19 protein-coding genes are annotated in these 21,346 nt (G+C 56.1%); 5 read left to right on the top strand and 14 right to left on the bottom strand.

Annotated elements, in window-relative coordinates:
- Nucleotides 1-247 precede the first annotated feature (247 nt).
- The 5 genes from WCO56_21550 to WCO56_21530 form a co-directional block, all read right to left on the bottom strand.
- Complete coding sequence (locus tag WCO56_21550; protein MEI7732175.1) at nucleotides 248-1,636, bottom strand: nucleotide sugar dehydrogenase; 1,389 nt, start codon at nucleotides 1,634-1,636, stop codon at nucleotides 248-250.
- A 247-nt stretch (nucleotides 1,637-1,883) separates the two neighbouring features.
- Nucleotides 1,884-2,240: a hypothetical protein gene (locus tag WCO56_21545; protein MEI7732174.1), complete on the bottom strand. Its 357-nt coding sequence runs from the start codon at nucleotides 2,238-2,240 to the stop codon at nucleotides 1,884-1,886.
- Entirely contained in the window at nucleotides 2,237-2,470 is a 234-nt protein-coding gene (locus WCO56_21540) for a hypothetical protein (protein MEI7732173.1), read from the bottom strand. Before WCO56_21540 ends, WCO56_21545 begins: the two co-directional genes overlap by 4 nt.
- Nucleotides 2,467-2,787 (bottom strand): hypothetical protein, encoded by a 321-nt coding sequence (locus tag WCO56_21535; GenBank protein MEI7732172.1) that lies wholly within the window; start codon nucleotides 2,785-2,787, stop codon nucleotides 2,467-2,469. Before WCO56_21535 ends, WCO56_21540 begins: the two co-directional genes overlap by 4 nt.
- A gap of 481 nt (nucleotides 2,788-3,268) precedes the next feature.
- A complete protein-coding gene (locus WCO56_21530; protein ID MEI7732171.1) occupies nucleotides 3,269-4,267 on the bottom strand; it encodes a hypothetical protein in 999 nt (332 codons plus the stop codon).
- A gap of 423 nt (nucleotides 4,268-4,690) precedes the next feature.
- Here WCO56_21530 and WCO56_21525 point away from each other — a divergent pair, with 423 nt between their 5' ends.
- On the top strand, nucleotides 4,691-5,914 hold the full coding sequence (locus WCO56_21525) for a hypothetical protein (GenBank protein ID MEI7732170.1): 1,224 nt from the start codon (nucleotides 4,691-4,693) through the stop codon (nucleotides 5,912-5,914).
- Between the two features lie 60 nt (nucleotides 5,915-5,974).
- Nucleotides 5,975-6,802, top strand: coding sequence for a hypothetical protein (locus WCO56_21520; GenBank protein MEI7732169.1), 828 nt, complete (start codon nucleotides 5,975-5,977; stop codon nucleotides 6,800-6,802).
- A 173-nt stretch (nucleotides 6,803-6,975) separates the two neighbouring features.
- Here WCO56_21520 and WCO56_21515 read toward each other — a convergent pair whose 3' ends face one another.
- The 3 genes from WCO56_21515 to WCO56_21505 all read right to left on the bottom strand — a co-directional run bounded on the left by WCO56_21515 (nucleotide 6,976) and on the right by WCO56_21505 (nucleotide 10,902).
- Nucleotides 6,976-7,842 carry a hypothetical protein gene (locus WCO56_21515; protein ID MEI7732168.1) on the bottom strand — a complete coding sequence of 289 codons (867 nt, stop codon included), beginning with the start codon at nucleotides 7,840-7,842 and terminating at the stop codon, nucleotides 6,976-6,978.
- Between the two features lie 286 nt (nucleotides 7,843-8,128).
- Nucleotides 8,129-9,061: a thiamine pyrophosphate-dependent enzyme gene (locus tag WCO56_21510; protein ID MEI7732167.1), complete on the bottom strand. Its 933-nt coding sequence runs from the start codon at nucleotides 9,059-9,061 to the stop codon at nucleotides 8,129-8,131.
- A 20-nt stretch (nucleotides 9,062-9,081) separates the two neighbouring features.
- Entirely contained in the window at nucleotides 9,082-10,902 is a 1,821-nt protein-coding gene (locus WCO56_21505; protein ID MEI7732166.1) for a 2-oxoacid:acceptor oxidoreductase subunit alpha, read from the bottom strand.
- A gap of 665 nt (nucleotides 10,903-11,567) precedes the next feature.
- On the opposite strand from WCO56_21505, the gene trpB reads away from it, so the two are divergent.
- On the top strand, nucleotides 11,568-12,770 hold the full coding sequence (gene trpB, locus WCO56_21500; protein MEI7732165.1) for a tryptophan synthase subunit beta: 1,203 nt from the start codon (nucleotides 11,568-11,570) through the stop codon (nucleotides 12,768-12,770).
- 164 nt (nucleotides 12,771-12,934) lie between these two features.
- On the opposite strand, the gene WCO56_21495 is transcribed toward trpB, so the two are convergent.
- Nucleotides 12,935-13,840 (bottom strand): M23 family metallopeptidase, encoded by a 906-nt coding sequence (locus WCO56_21495; GenBank protein ID MEI7732164.1) that lies wholly within the window; start codon nucleotides 13,838-13,840, stop codon nucleotides 12,935-12,937.
- A gap of 195 nt (nucleotides 13,841-14,035) precedes the next feature.
- Nucleotides 14,036-14,614, bottom strand: a complete 579-nt coding sequence (locus tag WCO56_21490) for a hypothetical protein (protein MEI7732163.1) — start codon at nucleotides 14,612-14,614, stop codon at nucleotides 14,036-14,038.
- Between the two features lie 309 nt (nucleotides 14,615-14,923).
- Here WCO56_21490 and WCO56_21485 point away from each other — a divergent pair, with 309 nt between their 5' ends.
- Nucleotides 14,924-15,385 carry a hypothetical protein gene (locus tag WCO56_21485; protein MEI7732162.1) on the top strand — a complete coding sequence of 154 codons (462 nt, stop codon included), beginning with the start codon at nucleotides 14,924-14,926 and terminating at the stop codon, nucleotides 15,383-15,385.
- A 14-nt stretch (nucleotides 15,386-15,399) separates the two neighbouring features.
- On the opposite strand, the gene upp is transcribed toward WCO56_21485, so the two are convergent.
- The 3 genes from upp to WCO56_21470 all read right to left on the bottom strand — a co-directional run bounded on the left by upp (nucleotide 15,400) and on the right by WCO56_21470 (nucleotide 17,841).
- On the bottom strand, nucleotides 15,400-16,065 hold the full coding sequence (gene upp / locus WCO56_21480; protein MEI7732161.1) for a uracil phosphoribosyltransferase: 666 nt from the start codon (nucleotides 16,063-16,065) through the stop codon (nucleotides 15,400-15,402).
- A 116-nt stretch (nucleotides 16,066-16,181) separates the two neighbouring features.
- Nucleotides 16,182-17,081, bottom strand: a complete 900-nt coding sequence (locus WCO56_21475; protein ID MEI7732160.1) for a hypothetical protein — start codon at nucleotides 17,079-17,081, stop codon at nucleotides 16,182-16,184.
- Between the two features lie 79 nt (nucleotides 17,082-17,160).
- Entirely contained in the window at nucleotides 17,161-17,841 is a 681-nt protein-coding gene (locus tag WCO56_21470; GenBank protein ID MEI7732159.1) for a hypothetical protein, read from the bottom strand.
- A 173-nt stretch (nucleotides 17,842-18,014) separates the two neighbouring features.
- Here WCO56_21470 and WCO56_21465 point away from each other — a divergent pair, with 173 nt between their 5' ends.
- Nucleotides 18,015-19,355 (top strand): 3-deoxy-D-manno-octulosonic acid transferase, encoded by a 1,341-nt coding sequence (locus WCO56_21465; GenBank protein MEI7732158.1) that lies wholly within the window; start codon nucleotides 18,015-18,017, stop codon nucleotides 19,353-19,355.
- A gap of 124 nt (nucleotides 19,356-19,479) precedes the next feature.
- Here the strand turns inward: WCO56_21465 and WCO56_21460 are convergent, their stop codons facing one another.
- Complete coding sequence (locus WCO56_21460; protein ID MEI7732157.1) at nucleotides 19,480-21,213, bottom strand: proline--tRNA ligase; 1,734 nt, start codon at nucleotides 21,211-21,213, stop codon at nucleotides 19,480-19,482.
- Nucleotides 21,214-21,346 lie beyond the last annotated feature (133 nt).

Here is a 21,346-nt window from a genome sequence, read left to right as displayed (position 1 = left end):
GGACTTGCACCCGCTGGCCTGTCAAAGATCGAAGGCTGCACCAGAAAAATGGGAAACCGAAGCCGGACATGGCAAAAATATTATCTGGCAAAAAAATGGGAACCAATGCATGAAACCAATTTTAACCACGGATGAACACGGATGGACACGGATTAAAGACAAGGCTGAAACCTGAAACTTGAAACCTGAAACTTGAATACCAATTCAAAACATCAAAATACGGATGAAGCTCGAAAGCTGAATAGCATTACGCTTTCCAGATTTGGTCACGCTTGGTTTTTATGGCGGCCATGGCGTTGCGGGTGTCCACAATCAGGGGACTCCAGGCGGCAAGCTGCTGGTAGTTCACCGCGTCGTGCTTGGTGGCGATGAGGACCACGTCGAAGGCGGAGATCGTTTTTTGATTCCATTTGATGGATTTTGTCCCCGCCCAATGGGAGTGTTCGCGGCTGGGGCGGATGACGGGGACATAGGGGTCGTAGTAGGCGACCCGGGCGCCGCGGGCCTTGAGTTTATCGAGCAGGATGTAGCTGGGAGATTCGCGGTCGTCGTCCACGTTGGCTTTGTAGGCAAGGCCGATGACCAGAATTTTCGAGCCATTCACAGGTTTGCGCCGGGAGTTCAGTGCCTCAGCGAGGCGCTGAACCACGTATTCCGGCATGGCGGTGTTGACTTCGCCGGCCAGCTCGATGAAGCGGGTGTTCTGGCCGAATTCGCGGGCTTTCCAAGTGAGGTAAAAGGGATCAATGGGAATGCAGTGTCCGCCCAGGCCGGGGCCGGGGTAGAAGGGCATGAAGCCGAAGGGCTTGGTTTTGGCGGCGTTGATAACTTCCCAGACGTCAATGCCCATGGCGGAATAGACCACCTTGAGTTCGTTGACGAGGGCAATGTTGACGCCGCGAAAGATGTTTTCCAGGAGTTTGGTCGCCTCAGCGGCGCGGCAGGAGGAGACCGGGACAATGGTCTTGATGGCACGACCATAAAGCGCCACCGCACGATCACGACAGGCGGGGGTGAGACCACCGACGACCTTGGGAATCTCGGAAACCTGGCTGGCCGGGTTGCCGGGGTCTTCGCGTTCCGGGGAGAAGGCGAGGTGGAAATCCACCCCTGCCTTCAGGCCGGAGCCTTGTTCGAGAACAGCGCGCAAATCCTCATCGGTGGTGCCGGGATAGGTAGTGGACTCCAAGATAACCAATTTTTTTCGATTGCGGATTGCGGATTGCGGATTGCGGATTGAAGATTGGGGAGTACGAACCACTATGTTGGTCTTTTGGATTGCGGATGATTGATCAGCAACGGGTTTTTGGCCCAAGAATGGGGCGATGGCACGACCGGTTTCCAGGATGTAGGAGATATCAGGTTCGCGGTTTTTATTCAGCGGGGTGGGGACGCAGATGATGATGGCTTCGACCTCGCAAAGGCGGGCGAATTCGGTGGTGGCGCTGAAGCGTCCGGCCTCGACCTGGTCCTGGATGGCCTTCGGGGCGATGTGTTTGATGTATGATTGGCCGCGATTGAGTTGTTCAATTTTGGCGGGATCAATATCCAATCCCAAGACTTCGACGCCGGACCGGGCGAATTGCAGGGAGAGTGGAAGCCCCACGTAACCCAAACCAATAATGGAGATAATCATAATTGTTTACCACTGGTTAACACTGATAGACACGGATTAAGAACAAGGCTGAAACTTGAAACCTGAAACTTGAAATTGGGAACCCGATTATGCAGAAAGATGAACCGGCATAAAAATGGGAAGCCGGACATGGCAAAAATATTTACTGGCAAAAAAATTGGGAACCCGACCATGCAGAAAAATGAACTGGCAAAAAACAGGAACACATGAAACCTGAAAACGAAAACAGTTCGCGGTTCGGAATATTTCAGGCGGCAGGCGGGCGTGTGAATGCGGGTAGCGCGATGTCGCGCACATAGTGTGGTGGCACTTCTCGGTCGGTAATCGGCGGGCGTCCAAGATGCTGCCGCACCGCCCGGATAAAACGTGGCATTCCGAAGGCCCGCGCATCCGCTTGGTACATCGCCAGACGTTTCAAGGCTCGTTGTGAACTGTAACCCGCCTCCGGTAACGCCAGATGAAGTGCTTGGGCGATGTCCAAGGCCTCACCCACGTCCGGGGCAACCGCCATGGTGCCATGGCGCCACCCGCCCCATAGTTGGTTCAAGCGTGGCGGGAAGAAGGCAATCTCGTATCCCAACACCAATTTTTCGCGCGAGGTCATGCCGACAATCCCTTCCATAGCCGAAGATCGGTCTTCAGGTTCCTGAGATTCTCCTGGACCAAGGCGTTCGTGCGGAACGGGCCAGGCAAACGATCCGCTGTGTCGCGCACCGACGCCCATTCAAATTGGCCCTGGCCAAACAGGAATTGAATGTCAGCCCGATCCGTCTCGTCATAACGAATTAACTTGCTGGCTATTAACTCTGGCACGCTCCCGGTTCGGATGGTCATTTTTTCCCCCGCCACAAAACCATTCCCCCCGTCGCATCCGGTGGTGGCAGGCATAACCGCAAGGGGCCTACCCACTCGATATGCTCGCGCGAATCGCGCGACTCGGGATTAATGGGTAAACCGATTTTTTCCGCCACAGATCGCAAGTCAGCTTCGTTGGCATGGGAGTAAGCGCCAGCGACATCAATGTCCAGACTGGTCCGCCCCGGCTCGTCCAACAACATCAACGCTGCGCTGCCATAGATGTAAAGGTCTGTTTCATCGGCTAACTCAGTGTCCATCCGCTCCAAGAAATAGATGATCTTAGACTTATCCATGGTTCAGTCATGGGACAATTCAAGCAAGCATCCGCCCTTGGATTCGATTTGGAGATCGGACCCAAACTCGACTGCTATTATTTCCCGTTCTAATAACCGAAACCCAGCTATATATGATCCCGGCGGTAAAATCCAGCTTAGAAGTTAGAAAATTGGAATAAACTGAACCTCCTGGCAGCGGTGGCACCGCCTTGATTCCTCATCCCAATTGCCAACTTCTTGCTCACCATCACTTGCCATCACATCCCGATAATTTGGACTCCCTTTGCTTCACTGCTACTCTGCCAACGTTGCGCACCTTGGTCAACGACTCAAGTGAATCTGCTCCCATTATCCCATGCGCAGGAACAGTCCTCTTGAAAACTCGTTGAAATAAGGTACATTTCTTGCGCATGTTGGTTACTAATGCTTCGCGGCCCCGCCTCTTCCAATCACTGCGCTGGTGCAGGAATTAGACAGTTAAAGTTGAAATTCGATCAGCTTAAGGTGCTGAATAATCAACGCCGCCGGGATTGACAGGTTTGGTGTTGGTACCGGAGATGACATTAGTCGGAATAACCGGGGTGTACGGAGGGGCTACTCGGGGTGCCAAATATCGTTGCCCAACGGGTGTGGCATTTAGGGTATATGGTGACGGACCGACTGAGGTTGAGGCGAGAGGCGCAGCGACGATTTGTTCGGCTTGCGCGATACGGGCGCGAGCCTGAGCCTCAAAGTTCGGCACCGTAGCAGCGGCCAAGGTAGCACGAACAACGGTTGGCTTGACGGCGGTCGCAGACGGCGCGTAGGACGACGTATTATCTTGACTGGCAATCACGGTTTCCACGGCCTTGCGTTGACTGACTTGGGATTGCTCGCGTGCCGCCACCACAGCCATTTGGCTGATCTGTGCCAAGGTGGTGGATACGTTTAACGGTTCGTCCCCATTGAGGGCAAGGGCTTGCTGAAGGTACGGTTGGAATTCGGGAATCGCCGCCGCGACGGCATCGAGAATACTCCGTGCCTGGGAGCCGGCTTGTTCCGCAGCGATGGTTGCAATGAAGTTATAGCTGCCCGGGTATTGCTGACAAAGCGCAAATACAATTTGATTCGCCCGGTCAGGAGCACTCGATACGGCGGCCCGGATGCAGGCGGCAGCTTCCGAGGATTGGAGTTGAACGGCGGAGGTGGCGACGACTGCGGCTACCTCAGGCACCGAACGACAGATGGCACTGACCACGAATGGCAGCACGCCCGGCTTGGATAGGGACGCAGTGGCTTGCAGCACTTCTCTGGCAACCGTTGCACGATTTTCCGCCGAGGCATTCAGCACCAGCCGGGCAGCGACATCCGGCAGTTCCACGACTGAGGTTTGGCCCAACGTCGCGAGAGGGGTGGCGGGATGCTTTGCGTAATTATATTTGGCGGAAAAAACCGCGCCCACAGTTACCACCGTTAGGATGGAACAAATCTGCAAAATTTTCTTAGTGCTATTTTTCATAATTGTAATCAATGCAACAACCGAAAACCTACTCACCTGACGAGAGCCTTACATAAACCGGAACACACCGCAAGTAAAAACGGGGAATATTTTTCACCCGCATTCTCCCCCCCTCAAACCATGGTGTGTTTGTTGAGAATAAAAAAACGAAATACTGAAGGAACTTCACACTGCAACGCGCCTCCAATACTCACTAATCATTATCAGCATCCCGTTCATAACGCCCCAATTTCGGATTAAAAGGCGGCGAATGACAAGACATTTCTGCTAACGCTGCAAGTTTTGATGCAAGCGTTACATTTTTTCGTGTGACTGCTACATTCTTTAATGTAAGCGTCCCTCCCAGCGTATTTATTGTTAATTTTCCATTGATTGTTCACATTATTGCCCATACACTGACACCTAGACGTAACAATGTCCGGTATGAAGTCTGCGCTTTATCGAGCACGAGTGGCGGTTAGGTCCTGGTGGGTGTGGGGCCTGTGCTGGGCTATCTGCCTTCAGCCCCTGTGGTTGCGGGCCGCAGAAACTTCCCAGACGGTTTTCCTGGAGTATGTCGAGTCTTCCAACCAAGTGCAAAATGTCGCGCTTCAACTAGAGGCAAAATCCGGCGCGTTCCCAAAAGAGCCGGAGTTCGGCCAGCGCAAACTCGAACGCGGCACCTTGAAGTTTGGCAATGATTCCAAAAACGCGGTGCCGTTTGTCTGGGATTACACCCAAGGGAAACTTTATCTGGACCTGAATCGCAACGGGAACCTCACCGATGATCCAGCCGGGGTGTTTTCATGCCCGGTGTCCAGGGTAGATCAGAGTTTCGACGGCTATTGTTCGCAAAATTTCGACCATGTCAGGATTAGCGTCTCTACTCCCGCCGGCACGCAGACAATCCTGATGGATTTGAATCTGTATCGTTGGAGTCGCAATGTGAACGCCTCCGCCCGCGTGCGGTCCTTCTGGCAGGGGAAAGTAGATTTGCAGGGGCAAGCCTGGCAGGTGGGCTGGCTGCCCAGTTTGAACGGGCCAATCGGCGGCACCAATGGGGTGATGTTGCTGCGGCCCTGGTTGGTGCGGGAAAAAACGTTCTCCACGCACGATGGGACGTTGCAGATATTTAATTTTTCCAGGCAACTGTTTTTCCAAAAGCAGGCGTATCAATTGGAGATGGCTTGGGTTGAGCAGGGCAGGGCACCGCACTACCAAATCACCTTTGCGCCGCAAACGGTCGCGCTGGGCGAACTCAAGCTGAGCGGCAAGTATATTCAGCGACTGATGCTGGATCAGGGCAGCCACTTCAAGGCGATCGTGGATGCGCCGGCCGCGACACTCAGCATTCCCGCCGGCACTTATTCCCAGATCAGTGTCCACCTTAAGCAAGGGGCGTCGGAGGCCAGTCGCGACGCGGATCGCTCAACGATGAGTGTCACGGTAAACGCGCAAAAAACCGCGAATTTGGTTGTGGGCGGTCCCCTGACCAATTCGGTCACGGTTCAGCGGCGTGGCTCCGCCATGCTTTCTTTCAATTACCAGCTCTTGGGTGCGGATGGTCATGCGTATCGCCGTTTGGGAGTCAATCAATCTGAACCACCGCAGGTGACCATCTCGCAAGGTGGGAAGCAGATTGCCTCGGGTAAATTTCAGTATGGCTGAGGTGGCAACTGCGCGTACTCATGGCGAGTACCAACCACCGTGGTCGGAGTATTGAGCATTGTGGCCACCGCAGATCTGGGCGGATTGGGTGACAAGTCTGGAGTACCTGTAATTTATTCATGTACCCCGGCAGGCTCGCTGCCGCGGTTGCTGCCTTGGTTCGCCATTCTCTTGTTGCTGCTGCTGCCGTGCAATCGCAACGCCTCGGCCTGGTGGATCTGGCTGCCGTTGTTCTGCCTGACGGGTATCGCGTTTGGGTTGCAGACGGCCTTTCAAAACAACGCGGATCAGTTGGAGCCCTTCTTTGAGATGCTGACCAGTGTGGCTTTTGCGCTCGCCGCCGTCTGGTTGCTGGCACCCTCCCTGGCAAAAAATCACCGGATATTCACCTCACTGCTGACCCTGCTGGCCATGGGTTTTGGGAGCACCCTGGTGTTCGTTGTGCTGTACGGGGCTGATGCCGACTGGACTGCTGGCATTGGCATGGTTGTGTTTCTGCTGGTCCTGGTCGCCCTGTTGTCGCTGGCGATGTGCCTGGCGGGGTTCTTTGGTCGTCACCGTTATCGGCCGCTGCGGTTGGCCCTCGGGTTGGTGATTTGGCTGGCCATTCCTTTTGGGGTTCTGGCGGGTGGCTTTGGCCTGTTTATCAGCCTGTTTGCCAATAACCAATCGGTCTTTCCCGAAATCCTCCTCTCGGCGCTGGCGATGACTGGTATTGGATTCGGTCTGCTCCTGCCATTTCTGGCGCTGTCTTTTGGCAATGCATTCTATCGCGCCCGACTCAAAAGCCTGCTGCATATTTGCGAGCCGCCTCCGCCATCCCAGTCCGTAAACCAGGAACCGCCATTGCCGCCACCGGCCCCGGATTCGATCGCGCAGGGAAAATGACGCCATTATTGCACGTTTATTTACACCATTTTCACTAGGCAATTGCGCCATTACCAATCAGCGAGTGGTTAAGGAATCGAAGGTAAGCCGACTAGGAAGTCGGCGACACAGCAGGTTTGGAAACCTGCGGCACAATGACGCGGCGTGTGCCTGGGCAGCCAGCAGCAGATTTTTCAAAACGGCAACCGTTGATAGAGTTTGGGCATTTCGCGTCCCAGCCATTCTCCCAGCCCAATGACGATCACCATGCCGGCCACCGGCGCCAAATCCACCCGGCCCAGCCGCAGCCAGCGCAAGGGGGTTAGCAGATTGTGCCCGGTCAGCGCGATGAAATTCCAGAATGGCGCCGGGCCGAAATAAATATAGCTGTTCAAGAAATACAGCAGCAGCAGTCCCGCCACAAAGTACTTCCAAGCCAGGCAGGCCGCGATGCCTACGACCATTGCCTGCTGGAGCACGTGCCATGCTCCATGGGCTGGCGGCATCAAACCGAGCCGGGTAAACATCCAATAAAACAGCGGCCACGCCAGAGTCGTCACCAGCATGGGGGAGACGAACTGGGCCAGCCCCGGCAAGCGGCCCAGCCAGCCCAGGTGCAGCAACACCAGCCGATGATGCGGGTCCTGCTCGTGGGGATTACGGTTGAGGAACGCCAGCAGCAGCAGCCAAAATTGAAATACGGCCAGCGCGAGGCCAAAGCTCAGTAAGGAAAATAGCATCATGCGCCAGAACGATTCGCAGTGGAACGAGATGATCAGCACCCCGAAATTGAGTTGCGGTGTCCAATTTAGGGACGGTCCAAACTGCCAGTAAAACACCCCGCGCAGGACCAGCAACGCGGGCAAGATCGACAGCAACGGCCATGGACCCTGACGTTTTTTTTCCGCGGGCTTCACGGCGGACGCCAGGGAGAGCGCCCCGGGTAGGCGGACAAAACTCAGTGACCGCCAGTTGATCAAGATCAACAAGCCAACCACATTCAGCAATAAATCCAAGTAACTCATGAGCGCGTCGCCGACCTCATTGAAGAAGGTTCCCATTCATTTTTCAACGTTAAACTCACGCTAATAACGATGGACGGAAATGACTGGGTTGAAAAGGCAGATGAGGATTTGCGGACAGCCGCAATTTACCAGCGGCGCAGCTTTGTCGCGTCAATCTTATTCGTTGCGTAACGCGCGGGTTCGGCGGTTTCACCCGCGACCGGCGCAAGGAGCGTGGTTTGCACCGATTTAGCTGCACTCACCGCGGATGGAGTAAGCGGGGCTTCGCCCGAGCTCCTCCTTCGCGAAGGAGGAGCTTTTTCCGGGATCGCGCAGCCTCGATTTACCGCATTCTATCAAAGGTCTTCTGGAGAATCTGCCAAGGCTGCATTCCCTGATACGGCTGACTGCAGGTGGCATTGATTTTCGCTTCGCTCTCGTTCTTGGAGGGGCGGTTGACTTTGTGGAAAATACCGAAGTAGCCGGGGAATTTCGCGTTCGCCAGCTTGTAGGCGGCCACTTCATCCGTGACGTCGTGTTCGGCAGGAATTGCGTTAAAATTGCCGCCTTTACGCGGATTCGCGACGTCCAGCGAGCCTTCATAAAACTCCACACATTCGCTCATGCAATGGATGAAACTGAATCCGTTATGATCCATGGCGGCATCCATCATTTGCAGGATGTGCATCGGATTGGCGCTGTTGGTGCGGGCAATGAACGTCGCCCCGGCAGCCAGCGCGGCTTTGACGGGATTAATCGGGTGATCCACCGCGCCCCATGTATCGGTTTTACTTTTAAAGCCCAAGGGTGAAGTGGGCGAGGTCTGTTTCTTGGTCAAACCATAAACCTGGTTGTCCATCACCACCAACGTCATTTTCACATTTTTGCGCGCCGTATGCAAAAAGTGGTTGCCGCCGATGGATAACGCGTCGCCGTCGCCGCAGAACACAAACACATGTAAATCGGGTCGGCTTAAGGATACGCCGCTGGCCAGTGGCAGGGGACGACCATGAATGAAATGCACGCCATGCGACTGCACGAAATACGGAATGCGGCTGGAACAACCGATGCCGGATATCGTAGTCACCTTTTCCTGCCACAACCCGCGCTTTTCAATCAACTTGAAATACAAGGCCAGCAGGGTGAAATCACCGCAGCCAGGGCACCAAGTGGGATGATCGGCGGCCAGCTCCTTCTTGGTCGCCGGTTTGCGCACGGCGGCCGGGTTGACCGGGGCCGGTATGGAAGCGATGGTATTCTCAACAGTTGCACTCATAACTTGAATTAGATAAATGGTTACTTGGTTTCAGCGACGTCGGAGTTGTTGGCGCTCAGGGCGGCTTTGACGCGATCCCGTATCTCCTTGACCTTAAAGGTCAGACCGTCGGTTTTATTCATTCCCTTGATGTTGTCCTTGCAATAGCGGGCGCGCAGCAGACCACCCAACTGGCCGTACCCGTAAAAGCCTTCATCGTTTAACTCAACCACGAGAATCTGTTTGAATCCCTTGAGGATGGGCTCCAGTCCATTCGGCAACGGGAAAATGTGACGGAAATGCAGGCTGCCCACTTTGATCCCCTCTTCCTGCAGGCAATCCACGGCTTCCCGGATCGGCCCCTGGGTGGAACCCCAACCAATGAGTAGAACCTCGCCCTTCTTGGCACCGTAGACAGTCGGCACCGGTAAAGTTTCCGCCAATACCTGCAATTTCCGACGCCGTTTGGCGGTCATCTGGATATGGTACTTGGGTGCCGCGCTAGGATGCCCCATTTCATCGTGTTCCAAGCCCGGTATCACCGGATACTTTCCGTCCAGCAGCGCCGTTCCCGGAGCCACATGGTGGGTGATGCCGTTGGGCGCGGTCAAATCGTATGGCTTATGCCCCGGGCGGGGTGAAAGATCAATCGGCAACTCTTGGCAGACGTGCTCCAACTCAGGCTCCTCAAATGCTTCGATCCGCGCGCCAATCGCCTGGTCAGTCAACACAATCACCGGCACACTGTATTGGCGGGCGATGTTTACTGCTTCCATCGCGGTATAGAAACAGTCCTTCACATTGGTGGGCGCAATGACCACGCGCGGCGCGTCCCCGTGCGACCCAAAACAGGCGATATTCAAATCCGATTGTTCCGTCTGGGTGGGCAGCCCGGTCGAAGGACCTCCCCGCTGTACATCAATAATGACAATGGGCATTTCCGCCATCACCGCCCAACCCAGCGCTTCCGTTTTCAGGGATAACCCGGGACCGCTGGTGCCGGTCACCGCCACGCGCCCGCCATAACTGCCACCCAAGGCCATGCACATGGCGGCAATTTCATCCTCACACTGAATGAAGGACCCATTGTATTTGGGTAGCTCGCGCCGCAGCAACTCCATGATGTCCGACCACGGGGTGATGGGATACGCGGCACCGAAGCGCACGCCGGCAGCGATCAAACCGTAGCCGATCGCTTCATTGCCGTTCATGACCACCTGGCGGCGTTTCTTTTTGACACTGTCGGCAAATTTGAAAGTTTCCACCAGGCCACTGGGTGCGTAGCCATGGCCAGCCCGGAAAGCGGTGATGGCGGAGGTTACGGCTTTGGGATCACGCCCGCCGAAGCGCTCGCTGATCAATTCCATCAGCCGGACGAGATTCAGGTCGTAGATTTTGGCGAGCAGACCCAAGGCGAAGATGTTTTTGCCCTTATCCCGGGTGGTGCCGCCAATCGCCTCAACCGTCAGCGTGGAGATGGCCACGCCCACGTGGTGGTATTCGGTCTGCCATTCCGGTTTGGGGGTCACATGATCGGTATCATACAGGACAATGCCACCCTTCTTCAGAAAGTTAATGTGGCCGTCATACGAGTGTTGGTAAAAAGCCAGGAGCAGATCCGCCTCGTCGCCCGGGCTGGGCACCTCGCCAGCACCAATGCGCACTTGATAAATGGAGGGGCCGCCGGAAATCGTGGACGGAATGGTGTTGAAAGTCATTACCTCCTGCTCGCTGCGCCCCGCCAAGCGAGCCAGAAAACCGCCAATGACCTGAATGCCGTCTTGTGAATCGCCGGCGATGCGAATCACGGCTTCGTCAATCTTCGTTATTTTGCTGGCCGCAGTCGTCTGGGTCGTGCTCATCGTATTTATGCTTACTCAATATTCCAACCGTATCGGTAATCAAGCCGCACCTGCCGGCGTCTTCGCCTCGGCATTCACAGCCGCTCCACGGGGAGCGGGTTTAAGCTACCATCCGCCGGGGACGTGTCAAATATTTCTCATAAAATAATGCGAAAATTTTAGTAAACCAACTGCGTTAATGAATAAGAGAAGCTTACCTGATGATTTGCACACAGCCTCGCAGCACGCCCCGGAACGCTGAAAATACAGGCTCGCTCTCCCCCCCGCGATTCCGCCCACCAGCGGGTGGTTCAAGTCAACGACGGGCTCGATTGGGAATTTGGGGAGGTGTATCCGGATGCACTGCGACGCCGGTGGCACGCGATTGTTCTGAACGTACCGGCCCGTCATTTTTCGGTTCCCTACTGTTTTCGGTGGAATACTCAATGGAATCCCGAAGTCCGAAATCCGAAAGAAATCCGAATTCCGAAAACACGCCACATCCATGAGGGGAGCCACCGACGCCTCTGGCCATCGCTGGGCTGGAAAAACGTCACGTTTCAACGTGAAAAGCGAACCGGCCACAAACCTCGCGCCAGGCATCGGATTCCGGCTTCGGAATTCGGAACTCGGTATTCTTTCGGTTTTCGCTTGGCGCTGGCCGGGTTTTGGTTGAAATTCCCTCCATGAACAGTGTTGCGACCGAGAACCTGCCGGACGCCGGCGGCCATTTTGGACCTTTTGGCGGACGCTATGTGCCCGAGACCCTCATGCAGCCATTGCAGGAGTTGGAAGTGCATTATGCGCGCGCCCAGCATGACCCTGAGTTTCAGGGCGAACTCCAGTATTACCTCCGGGAATTCTGCGGGCGTCCCACCCCGCTCTATCATGCCGAACGTCTCTCCCACGAACTGGGTGGCGCGAAGATTTATCTCAAGCGCGAGGACTTACTGCACACCGGCGCGCACAAAATCAACAACGCCATGGGGCAAATTCTCCTGGCCCGGCGCATGGGCAAGACCCGGATTATTGCCGAAACTGGGGCCGGCCAGCACGGCGTGGCCAGCGCCACCGTGGCCGCCATGTTCGGCCTGAAATGCGTCATTTATATGGGCGAAGTGGATTGCGAACGGCAGGCCCTGAACGTGTACCGCATGCGGATGCTGGGTGCCGAGGTGGTCTCCGTAAAGACCGGCCAGCGCACCCTGAAGGAAGCCGTGAGCGAAGCAATGCGCGATTGGGTGACCAACGTGCGCACCACCCATTACATCCTGGGCACCGCCTACGGTGCACATCCCTATCCGATGATGGTGCGCAATTTCCAACGCATCATCGGCGACGAAGCCCGGCGGCAAATCCTCGAAAAAGAGAAACGCCTCCCGGATTTGCTGATCGCTTGCGTCGGCGGCGGTTCCAACGCCATTGGTCTGTTCTATCCGTTTCTGCAAGATCCCAGTGTCAAAATGCTGGGCGTTGAGGCTGGCGGCGAAGGCATTCTGCCGGAAAAACACGCTGCCCGATTTCAAGGTGGTTCTCTGGGCGTGTTGCAGGGCACGCGCTCCTTTATTTTGCAAGATGAATTCGGCCAGATTCAATCCACTCACAGCGTCTCCGCTGGGCTCGACTACGCGGCGGTGGGTCCCGAACATGCCTGGCTGCATGATCAGAAGCGCGTTGAGTACAGCTACGCCACGGATGACCAAGCCCTGGCCGCCTTCATTAAACTGGCCCGCCTGGAAGGCATCATCCCGGCGCTGGAAAGCGCCCATGCCGTGGCCGCCGCCATTCAGCGCGTGCCCGCCATGAAACGCGAGCAACTGGTGATCATTAATCTGAGTGGTCGCGGGGATAAAGACGTCGCGCAAGCCGCCGCCAAAATTAAGCTATAACGAACGGGATCAGGCCACCCACAAAGAAAGCGGCCCCTTTATTCGGGACCGCACCCGGTTATGGGTAACTATCTCGTGGGCATTGAGCTTGGCAAAATCGGAGAGCCATTCGGTTTGCACCGCGTCTGCGGGGGTGAGGCGGGAATATTGCGGTGCTGGCGCGCCTACCAAGTCAGCAGCTCCAATAATTGAATCCCGTGCTGGCCCAGCGCCCAGTGGCCGGTTTTTTGCGTCACGAGTTTGCGGCACGGGCAGTTTCTTTCCTCTTTTTCGTTCACGGATAACAGGGTAAATTTGGCGTGTCCCTTGATCGCTTGCAATTCGCTCTCCGCCCGGGGGACGAGTTTGAACGGCAGGCCGCTGTAATCCAAGCTGACCTCGTAGGCGACAATGCCATCGCGGCTCGCGACCGGGTTTTGCCAGACGAGCGGCTGGTAACGTTGCAGGAAAGAAAAATTGGTTTTCCGCACCAATACCCGGCACAATTCCGTCTGGTTGCGCACGAAGTGGAGCAAGTTGAAGTTGGTGCCTAAGCGCGCTTGTTGCAGCAGAATCAGCCGCAGGTCCATGCCGGCCATGTTCTGACCGTTCCATATCCCGTGGTCATTGCGCTCGCCGGGCAGGTTCTTTTTGTACCAGTCCGAAAAATGCTCATTGAGAAATAGATTCAGCTCGAAGTGCAGGTGCGCGCGATCGGTGGTGATGCGTTCGCGGGTGTTGGAAGTCCGCCCCATGATGCCAATGACCTCGCCCGCCCGGATTCGCTGGCCGGTCTTGAGCGCGGCGTTTATCTCGCTCAAGTGGGCGTACAGGGAGAATACCTCCAGTCCGTCCACGGTGTGTTGCAGCACGATGTATTTGCCGTAATTCGAGAGTGCCGCGTGCGGGTTGAAGTAGGAGACGGTGCCATCCGCCGTCGCCAGGATCGGATCGGTGGGTTCGCCGTGTTTGTCCCGCTGGGTGCAAAGAATGTCGATGCCTTCATGTAACTGCCAGCCTTCGCCGCGCACGCAGCCGAACGTGCCGCTCTCCCAAGTACGACCTGCCGTCGGCGTAAAGAAACGTTCCATCCCGTTTTTTTCAAACAGAGCGTGATTGGCGGTAGGCAAATTCAGGGTTTGCCCCGGGAGGAGCTGAGTGGAAAAACACCCGGTCAGAAGCAGCGCCAGACTGACGCCCGGCCTCACTTTAACGTGTAGCCAGCGGTTGACTGACGGTGCAAACGAGGATTTTACGAGCCCGAGCAAGGCGGTATCCGGGAAAAGTTACTTCTTTTTAGGCGCTTCCTCGGTCCCATCCTCGAGTTTCTTTTTCATCGTGATGCCCGCGACATTGTTCAAGCCTTTCACGATGCGCTCGGCTTCCTGGCGGGAGGCGTCTGGGGTGAAGATGAGCGCGCCGTCGGAAATGCGATGGCTCAGCAAGGGAGCGGCGATCCAGCGGGAATCGCCAAAATCGCTGTAGATGGCAATATTATGGCCTTTTTGGCTGACGGATACATTTTCCAGGGTCAGGCCGCCAAAGTGATCGAATTGCACCTTGATTTCATAGGTACCCATGGTGTTCAGCAGTTCCGCCTTGGCGACGTATCCCTCATGCAAGAACGGGGTGCGGTCCACGGTGACCACCATCGGCGGCGTCCGCCCAATTGGCACTTGGAGGCAGCGATCGGTGCCATCCGGGTTGATCACATAATGCAGCCGTAGCGTGCTGGCGACTTTTCCGCCGCCAGTCCGCGGATTCTTCTGTTTGGACTCCTCGCTGCGGAAAAGATTGCAGCCGGATGCCGTGACCAGCACCGCCAGCAGAAAGATGTTGAACAATAACCAACGTCGGTTTAACATAGCGGCGTAAACAAACTCGATAACCGAGATAAAGTAAAGCATTATGGGCAGACAATATAATAAAGTTGAGAAACGCCAACGTCGTCAGGCCAGGATTCGGCGCATTAAAGTCGCCAAGAAAACTGGCGCCAAGAAACCCGTTGCCGCCGCTCCCAAAGCGTAGCGCGGCGCTTGGATCGTGGTTTTACAGCACCTGCTGGTAATTTCCCAGCGGGTGTTTTTTGTGCCCTCATGCCTTTCTTTTCTTGTGATCTTGTTATCGCCATCTATTTGCTGGCATTTGAACACGGTGATTGCTAGTTTGCCGCCATGTCGAAGAAGCACAAAAACAACCCTGGATCGCGCAATGCGCGTAGAATTTCGGATGTGCTGATGGAGTTTACCGTGGCGGTGGTGGGCGTGGATGCCCCGCCTCGTATCCTGGAAAACGCCATCGCCCTGAACGTTCGGATTTGGAACTTGGCATTGCTCTCGCCCGCTGAGCAGGGGCAGGAATTATGGCGATTGCGGGAGGACCTGAATTTGAACCAGGATCCGGTCAATTCCGCCCACGTGGATGATTTGCTGGAGCTGCGCAAAATGACCTATCCGAACGACCTGCGCCACATTCGCGATTATCAGATTTCCTATGATGATGAGGGCGCGCTCGAATTGACGGCGGAATGGGTGGACATGGGGCTGCTGGCCAAATCCTTGGAGGAACTCTACGCGCTCTACGCACTCCACGAAAAACCGGCTGCGGTGGCTCCCACTCAGGCTCCTGCCGTTTAGCCGTTTTGCGCGCGTTACACGCCGAACAACCGGTCGCCCGCATCCCCCAAGCCAGGTAAAATATAACCTTTGTCATTCAGCCGTTCGTCAATGGCGGCGGTGAATATCGGCACTTTTGGATACCGGGCATGGACGCGCTGGATGCCTTCCGGAGCCGCCACCAAATTGACCAACCGCACCCGTTGCGCACCCCGTTCGATGAGCAAGTCCAGCGCCGCCTCGGTGCTGCCGCCTGTGGCCAGCATGGGATCAATCAGCAATATCTCCGCCGCACTCAAATCACCAGGGAGACTTTTCAGGTACGACATGGCTTCGAGGGTTTCCTCGTTGCGCTTCAGCCCGATAAAGCCGACGCGGGCGTGCGGGATCAATTGCAGGATGGCATCCAGCATACCCAAACCGGCACGCAACACCGGTACCAAGACCACTTCCCGTTTCAGGCTCGATCCCTTCGCCGGGGCAAGTGGAGTTGTCACCGAAGTGGCGACGCTCTCCCAAGTGCGGGTGGCCTCATAGACCATGAGCGACGCGATTTCGCCAAGCAAACGGCGGAATTCCTGGGGATTGGTGCGCGTGTCCCGCAACAAGGTCAGGTTGTGCTGGATCATCGGGTGATTGATGACGGTGACGTTCTTGGGAACGCCGCGTACGGTCTTCGGTCCTCGCGATGGTTGGCTCATAATTTCAAGCTCCTGCAAACTCATTCCAGTTGATGTCATAACGGCCCGAACTGCTGCCGCAGGTATGCCATAATGCGTGGAAAAATCAAACGTAATTTATCCCTAACGCAACGTTGTCATTGACCCGGTGATGCCTTTTTACTGCGCTGCATGGGGCCAATGTAGCGGGTGGCAATCACTACGTCATCAAACCAGACGGATTGTCGGTCTTTCCAATACGCGCGGGTGGGGTCGCCTTCATCGTAGCCGTAATGTTCCAGCCAGAAGCAATTGATTTTGAGATCAGGCCCCAAGCGCCAGCGGATGCCGGTGAATTCGCCCACCAACCGGCCATCCACCCACATCGCCTGTTTGCCGTCCGCCGTCCGCGGGCCGGAGTTGGCCTCGATCATGAATTCCCAGCATTGCCATTGGTTCAAAGGTGGCACCACACGGTCTGGACCGGCCGCCCGGCCTTTGCCCGGACCGGGCGGGAAGAAAGAATTTCCCCAGTACTTGTTCATCTTACGGTCCATCTCCATATCAAGGAAGTAGCTGTAGAAGCACACTTCACCCGGCGGCGGGTTCTTGCCCCAGGCAAACCACGGCTCCATGCCAGTGCAGAACCAGGTGCCATCGGGTTTGAGGCCGGCCTTGCCAAAGGAAGACCATTTGTTGCGGCGCTCGTTGGCTGACAGCCACACAAAATGATGGCTGTACTGGTAATTGGCGGAGAACTTGACGTAGAACCGGGCATAGACCGTATCCGCGCCGGGCATGAACCATTTTTTGGCATCCTGTCCGGTGTTCTGGCCGCGAATCATCTCCATCTGCACGCAATACCGACCGGAGTTGGGAGCCTCGGTAGTAACCAAGGGCTTGCCTTTCAGATCGTCCCAGCGTTTCAAATCCCCGGTTTCAAAGCTATCGGCAAAAAGCACCTCGGGATCGCGGCTGATGCCGGTGTCGTTGGGATACTTTTCTGCCAAACCGGGAAGCCCCTCCGCACCACGCGCAATCAGCTCCAGTAAGAGCATGAAAACGGCTATGCCATGATAATCCATGGGCATAGCCTATCACTCCGCCAACCGTAGTGGCAAAGCCGAAATACGCGGATCACTTCGTCGGCAGCGGGTGAAGCACCTTGACCGGCTCGGGCATTTTGTAATGGCGTTTCAACCCCGCTTCACTGAGCAGCCCGGCAGGGGCCCGGGTGATGAATTCCGGGAAGCAACGCTCCACCCGGTCCCGGATCAGCTTCTGGCCCGTTTTGGAGGCCCAGAAATCCTCTTCGGCCTTCGTAAGTGCCACGGCGGCTTCCGCCGGCGTCATGTTTTCCCGTTTGGCCAGAGCCCACACCAGTTCTTTATCGCCAGGCAGGCTGACCGGGAACGGCGCAAATTTCAGGGTAATTTCCTGTTCGCCGCTGTTCTCATCCACGGGTTTGACCTTGATGACATCGTTGTATTGCGCCCCGTCCGGCGTGGCGACTTCCACGGCCAGGGTTTGTTCCTTTTTGTTGGGCTTGATGGCAATATCCGCCTTTTCTCCAAAAGCATCCGTTAGTTGGCGCTTGACCTCCATGACCGACTTGGGTTCCAAATCCGGCAGTTCGCACACTTTGCAGAACTTTTCAAAGGAGACGCCGCGCGACTTCATGATGAGTTCATTTTCCACCGCCTGGTAAATCTTGCCAGCCAGTTTGGGGTCATCGGTGGCTTTGGGCAGCACCCGTCGCAAGATCTCCAACAACTGTGCTTCGGTGACTTTGCTTTGCGTTTTATTTTCTTTTTTCATGTGTTTCAAAATCGGTGCGCAGTTGTCCGGTAAATCAGGGAAAAAGGCAACACAATACGACAAGGAGTTTGTGAAAAAATTGAACAATGTAGGAGAGTGTTTCCCAAAAAAGTATAAAAGGGGCAAGTTTTCTATTGAATAGGTGGCTCGATTTATGCTTCATAACGTGAACGGTGAAAGTCATATATAATATATTGTTCCTGCTCGGTGCCATGCTGTGCGCGCCATACTATTTTTTAAAAATGTGGCGGCGCGGCAACTGGACGCGTGGTTTTCGGCAGCGGTTTGGCCAGTATGGCGGCGAGGTGAAAATGGCCGTTACCAACCGGCATACCTTATGGTTTCATGCGGTGAGCGTGGGCGAAGTGAATATCTGCACGCAGCTTATTAAGACGCTCGAACCGCGGTTGCCGAATGTGAAATTGGTGGTTTCGACCACCACTTCGACCGGCATGGCGGAATTGGAAAAAAAACTGCCCACCCATGTCTTACGGGTGTATTACCCGATTGATACTCCCTGGGGGGTGGCGCGTGCTTTCCGGGTGTTGCACCCCGAGGCGGTTGTTTTGGTGGAGGCGGAAATCTGGCCCAATTTCTTGTGGGCGGCGCAAGCGCGAAGGAAGCCCGTCTTTCTCGTCAATGCGCGATTGTCACAACGATCCTATCTCGGCTATCGCCTGTTCAGTTTCCTGTTTCACCCGTTGTTTGCCGGGTTTGCCGGGGTGGGTTGTCAGAATGACGCGGACGCGACCCGGCTCATGGAATTAGGGTGTCCCAAGGAGGCAGTGCGAGTGGTCGGCAACCTGAAGTTTGATGCAGCGAAGTTAAGTGAATATCCGTTGTTTGTGGTGACTCAGTTGCTGGAGCGGTTGGGGGTGAGTAAAACCGCCAAAATATTGGTGGCCGGAAGCACCCACGCTGGTGAGGAAGCCATCCTGGCTGAAGTGTTCCTGCGGTTGCGCCAAAAACACCCTGACCTGTTCCTGATTATTGTGCCGCGCCACTCTGAACGGGCTGGGGAAGCGGGTGCCGACGTGGCCAAGGCAGGCCTAAGAATTGTCTATCGCAAGGAGATGACAGAGCAGACCAAACGCAAACCCGGGTCAGTGGATTGCCTGGTGGTCAACACCACCGGCGAACTGAAGTTCTTTTATGAGTATGCCGATGTGGCCTTTATCGGGAAGAGTCTCTCGGCGGAAGGCGGGCAGAATCCGCTCGAACCCGCTGCGCTGGGAAAACCAGTCGTGTTTGGTCCCAATATGCAAAATTTCCAGCCCATTGCCGCCGCGCTGGTGGCGGGTAAAGGCGCCTTGCAGGTGCAGGATAAGGCGGGGTTGGAGAGCGCTCTGGATCTGTTGTTTTCGGATGCCCAATTACGGGAAGTTACCGGGCAAAATGCGCTGACGGTGGTGAATGCAAATCTCGGTGCAATTCACCGCACCGCGGAAATGATCATCGAACTATTGCGCGGCAAGGATGTGTACATTACGGAAGAGAAAAGAAACGGTAACTGAGGCGGCTTGGGGTTGGTTGATAATTTTCCCGCGCCGTCCCGTTTGAGACTCGTTGTTCGTCACCTACGTTTGCGGTTACGCTCACCATGCCCCCTTTTCAGGTTCATGGGCCGTCCGGCGCCTGCTACAGCTTGTATTGCGCCCGCTGGGTCTTGACGAGTTCAAGGATCTTCGCCGCAGCTTCCTCAGTCTTCGCAAACGTCAGGCTGCCACCGCGTGGTTTGATCTCGATTTCGCCCTTGGCCAGGGATTTCTCGCCGATGCCGATGCGGATGGGGATGCCGATGAGGTCAGCGTCCTTGAACTTGACCCCCGGACGATCATCGCGGTCATCCAGAATGACTTCGACGCCGGCGGCGGATAGCGCCTCGTAAAGCTCTTCCGCCACCTTCATGGGTGCGCTGCCCGGGGTAACTCCCAGCGGGGTGATCAGGACTTCATACGGAGCTACGGAGATGGGCCAGAGGATGCCATCCTTGTCGTTGCACTGCTCGATGACCGCCTGCAAGGTGCGGGTGACGCCAATGCCGTAACACCCCATTACGCACGGCTGTTGTTTGCCGGTTTCATCAAGGAACATCGCGTTGAGTTTCTCGCTGTATTTGGTGCCAAGCTTGAAGACATGCCCGACCTCGATGGCGCGGCGGATCTTCAAGGGCTGCCCGGAGGTCATGCAGAGTTCGCCCACCCGCACGGTGCGCAAGTCCACCCATTGGGTTACCTGGATATCCCGGTCAATTTCCACATGGCGCAGGTGGAAGCCGTCCTCGTTCGCGCCGGTGGTCATGCCTTTCGCGCCGCGCAGCACTTCATCCGCATACACCGTGAATTTCGCGACCTTGACCGCGCCAAGGCTGCCCGGGTGCGCGCCCAGCGCCGCAAAAATTTCCTCGGGAGTGGCGGGCCGCAGTTCATTGGTGCCCGTGAGCCCGATGAACTTGGCTTCATTCAACTGGTCATCCCCGCGCATCAGCACAATGACGATCTTGCTGGCGACGAGATACACCAGCGTCTTGATCTGCTGATGGGCCACCACATTGTATGGCGCTTGCGCCAGCGCCTCGATGGTCACCACGCCCGGGGTGGCGAATTTTTCCGGGGCCGCGCCGGTGCTGTCGGCGGGCGTTGGCGTGTGCGGGCCTTTGCTGGCGGCCTTCTCGATATTGGCGGCGTATTGGCCGGTTTCGCAGTACACCACGTCGTTTTCGCCCGTTTCGGCGGGTACCATGAACTCGTGCGAGAACTTGCCGCCGATGACGCCGGTATCCGCCTCGACCGGGAAGCTCTTCAACCCGCAGCGCGCGAAGATGCGCGTGTAGGCCTCATACATTTTCTGGTAGCTCACCTGGGCGGCGGCATCCGTGGTGTCGAAGCTGTAGGCATCCTTCATGATGAACTCGCGCGCGCGCATCAGGCCAAAGCGGGGGCGGATTTCATCGCGGAACTTCACCTGGATCTGGTAAAAGTTGCGCGGCAACTGGCGGTACGAATTGATCTCGCCGGCGGCCAGCGTGGTGACGACCTCCTCGTGCGTGGGCCCGAGCACCCATTCTTTGTTGGAGCGGTCGCGCACCTTGTAGAGCACTTCCCGCGCGGTCTCGTACCGTCCGCTTTGCTGCCAGATTTCCGGCGGTTGCAGCGCGGGCATGAGAATCTCAAGCGCGCCAGCGCGATCCATCTCCTCGCGTATGATGTTTTCCACCTTGCGCAGCACGCGCAGCCCCAGCGGCAAAAAGGTATAAAGCCCGCCCGCCAGCTTGCGGATCAACCCCGCGCGCAGCAGCAGTTTATGCGATAAGATTTCCGCCTCGGCAGGCGTCTCTTTCAACGTCGGTATCAATGCGTGTGACCATTTCATAAGTTCAAAAAACCGAGGGAGTATCCAAGGACCAAGGACCAATGTCGAGAATGAACGTTGTTTTGAGGGCAATCGCCACAGGGCTGACTCATCTGGATTTGGGTAGGAGGTAGCTCAGTCGGTGCAACCGGCT

Source organism: Verrucomicrobiota bacterium, assembly GCA_037139415.1.
Taxonomy (GTDB): domain Bacteria; phylum Verrucomicrobiota; class Verrucomicrobiia; order Limisphaerales; family Fontisphaeraceae; genus JBAXGN01.
This window is presented reverse-complemented; position numbering and strand designations above follow the sequence as displayed.

Bases quoted from the DNA above. Each gene is read 5' to 3' on its own strand.
- WCO56_21550 (MEI7732175.1), bottom strand. From the start codon at position 1,636: ATGATTATCTCCATTATTGGTTTGGGTTACGTGGGGCTTCCACTCTCC.
- WCO56_21545 (MEI7732174.1), bottom strand. From the start codon at position 2,240: ATGACCTCGCGCGAAAAATTGGTGTTGGGATACGAGATTGCCTTCTTC.
- WCO56_21540 (MEI7732173.1), bottom strand. From the start codon at position 2,470: ATGACCATCCGAACCGGGAGCGTGCCAGAGTTAATAGCCAGCAAGTTA.
- WCO56_21535 (MEI7732172.1), bottom strand. From the start codon at position 2,787: ATGGATAAGTCTAAGATCATCTATTTCTTGGAGCGGATGGACACTGAG.
- WCO56_21530 (MEI7732171.1), bottom strand. From the start codon at position 4,267: ATGAAAAATAGCACTAAGAAAATTTTGCAGATTTGTTCCATCCTAACG.
- WCO56_21525 (MEI7732170.1), top strand. From the start codon at position 4,691: ATGAAGTCTGCGCTTTATCGAGCACGAGTGGCGGTTAGGTCCTGGTGG.
- WCO56_21515 (MEI7732168.1), bottom strand. From the start codon at position 7,842: ATGGGAACCTTCTTCAATGAGGTCGGCGACGCGCTCATGAGTTACTTG.
- WCO56_21510 (MEI7732167.1), bottom strand. From the start codon at position 9,061: ATGAGTGCAACTGTTGAGAATACCATCGCTTCCATACCGGCCCCGGTC.
- WCO56_21505 (MEI7732166.1), bottom strand. From the start codon at position 10,902: ATGAGCACGACCCAGACGACTGCGGCCAGCAAAATAACGAAGATTGAC.
- trpB (MEI7732165.1), top strand. From the start codon at position 11,568: ATGAACAGTGTTGCGACCGAGAACCTGCCGGACGCCGGCGGCCATTTT.
- WCO56_21495 (MEI7732164.1), bottom strand. From the start codon at position 13,840: ATGGAACGTTTCTTTACGCCGACGGCAGGTCGTACTTGGGAGAGCGGC.
- WCO56_21490 (MEI7732163.1), bottom strand. From the start codon at position 14,614: ATGTTAAACCGACGTTGGTTATTGTTCAACATCTTTCTGCTGGCGGTG.
- WCO56_21485 (MEI7732162.1), top strand. From the start codon at position 14,924: ATGTCGAAGAAGCACAAAAACAACCCTGGATCGCGCAATGCGCGTAGA.
- upp (MEI7732161.1), bottom strand. From the start codon at position 16,065: ATGAGCCAACCATCGCGAGGACCGAAGACCGTACGCGGCGTTCCCAAG.
- WCO56_21475 (MEI7732160.1), bottom strand. From the start codon at position 17,081: ATGCTCTTACTGGAGCTGATTGCGCGTGGTGCGGAGGGGCTTCCCGGT.
- WCO56_21470 (MEI7732159.1), bottom strand. From the start codon at position 17,841: ATGAAAAAAGAAAATAAAACGCAAAGCAAAGTCACCGAAGCACAGTTG.
- WCO56_21460 (MEI7732157.1), bottom strand. From the start codon at position 21,213: ATGAAATGGTCACACGCATTGATACCGACGTTGAAAGAGACGCCTGCC.